At 29.2% G+C, this 2408-nt stretch carries 1 protein-coding gene; it reads right to left on the bottom strand.

All coding sequences use genetic code 11. The features are described from left to right. On the bottom strand, positions 1 to 2316 hold a 2316-nt coding region (locus tag GOQ29_RS03025; RefSeq protein ID WP_203371157.1), incomplete at its 3' end, for an ABC transporter permease subunit. Between the last annotated feature and the right edge of the window lie 92 nt (positions 2317 to 2408).

Here is a 2408-nt window from a genome sequence, read left to right as displayed (position 1 = left end):
ATCATACATCGTTATAGAATCTATTATTAATTGGACTTGCTGCCTCAATTTTTCTTTATCTATAACTTTCAATGTTTGATCTTCATCAGTAGTTTTACCCCCTAAAAATACTAAACTACTACCATTACTGTTTAACTGTCTTATACCTCTATCATAATAAGACATAGGTTCTCGCCTCATCTGAAAACCTAATTTCTTTCCCCTATTTATAATATTATTTGTTAAACCATAATGACCTATAGTATCAGAATATAAAAGAGATGTATCTATTTTTACTTTCTCAGAACTCTTAATCCCTAAATCACTGAGATAAATAAAGAAATGATTATCATCTAATTCCTTATAAAAATCAGATCTTAACAGTCCATCGGTTCCCTTATTTTTGTTACTTAATGAACCATTAAAGAAAAGGAAGTATGTATCTCTATCAAAAGTAACCTCATTTTCTTGTAATGTCCTTGCTATTTCTAGATTAGCAGCTATAGAAGATCCATTGTACAGTAACCCTTTATCCTCTGACTCACCTTTTCTCCATTTATAATCATAATCACAGGCTATTAATAGAGGAGCTTTAGAAGAATCTTCTCCCTTTATAATCCCTCCTATATTTTTTATATCCATACGTTCTAAACTTTCCATGGTATTATCAAATACTATTTCTTCGCCATCATACTCCTTAATCCCTTCTATAGCTTCACCACTTAAATAAATAACTACATTTCCATATCCTTTTATTCTTTCTAATCGGTCTAAAGATTCCTCAATTTTGATATCATAATCAGATGTTACCTTTTCTTCAGGCACATATATTATTACTCCATCAATAAAGTCCTCCCTTAAAATTTTAGTAACCTCTTTCATATCCGTCTGATTCTCTTCATCTACAACCAATAGATATCTTTCTTCTGAATCATACTTGCTCTGTTCATAACTTTCATAATTTAATATTCTTCTCCTTAATTTTCCACCATACATAGTATCAGAAGTCTTATCTAAAAAAACCGAATCAAAATTATAGTCTTTCTGGAATTGAAAGTTAATATCCTCATTTTCAGTTTCAATATATAAATTTGTATCCACTATTTCATTAATATTTACAATTAACTCTTTCTGTTGTATATAACCATCTTCAAAGGCAGGTTTCACTCCCATATCCTTTAATTGATCTACAATATATTCTCTAGTATTATCATTGCCTTCTGTTCCAATCTTTCTACCTTCATATTTATCCTTTGACAGTTCTTCTAGATGTCTATATACATCTTCTCCTTCTACATAATACTGACTCTTGGTCTCTGGAAAAATAATAAATATTATTATCAATAATATCACTGTAGTTTTAATAGCTATACTCTTCTTAAATCTATTTCTATTTTTTATCTGATAAATATATGTTCTTGGTGACAACTGATAAGGTATATGTTTTATAAATATAATGAATTTTGAATTTCTCTTATTTAATTCTATTTTTAATCCTTCTCCTAGAAGATTAAATCCTAATACACTGATAAATAATGCTACAGCAGCATAAATTACCAGCCATGGTTTCCAAGATAATAATGCATAACTTCCCTGAGACAACATTGAGCCCCATTCTGCATAATACATACTAAATCCTAATATTCCCAACTCTCCAATAATGGTAATGGCTCTACTTACCTCTATTAAATAATAGATAATTATTGTAGAGAATAAATGAGGTAAAATATTTTGTAAAGCTATTTGTAATTTATTTTTACCTATAGCTATTTCCCCTTTAATGAAATCCTGGGATAATATATCAGCAATTCTATCTCTCAATATTCCAGATATTCTTCCCCAGCCTACAAATGTAAGAATTACTACCATATGAAATATTGTACTCTCTATAGAAACATACATCATAGGAAAAAACTGTAATAATATAAAACTTATCACTAGAGCTGGAATAGCACTAAAAGATATATTAAATATATCTATAATCTTAGAACTTATCTTGTCTCCAAATCCAGCAAAAAAACCAAATGATAGTCCAATTAATAATCTAAATAAAGCTGTCATAAGTCCAATTTGTATGGTAGTTTTAGCACCATACATGATTCTACTAAATACATCTCTCCCATCTGTATCTGTTCCCCAAATATTTATACTATTTGGTTCTTGTACTGGTTCTGCTGCTTGTAACTCTCCATCATCTACCTTAGGTAAAGGCATATTGGTAGCATAAGGATCTATATTGGTCAACCGATTTCCATACATAGCTATAAATAATACTACTATAACTAATATCAATCCTATAATTAATGGTAAATTAAATCTCTTTAATCTATTAATCAATGCCCCGTCCCCCTTATTTATGAATATTTATAGCTCATTGCAAAACTCTACAACTCGCATAAATACTACATTTTAATCTATTGAAATGGATA

The organism is Anaeromonas gelatinilytica (assembly GCF_016820635.1).
Taxonomy (GTDB): domain Bacteria; phylum Bacillota; class Clostridia; order Tissierellales; family SIT17; genus Anaeromonas; species Anaeromonas gelatinilytica.
This window is presented reverse-complemented; position numbering and strand designations above follow the sequence as displayed.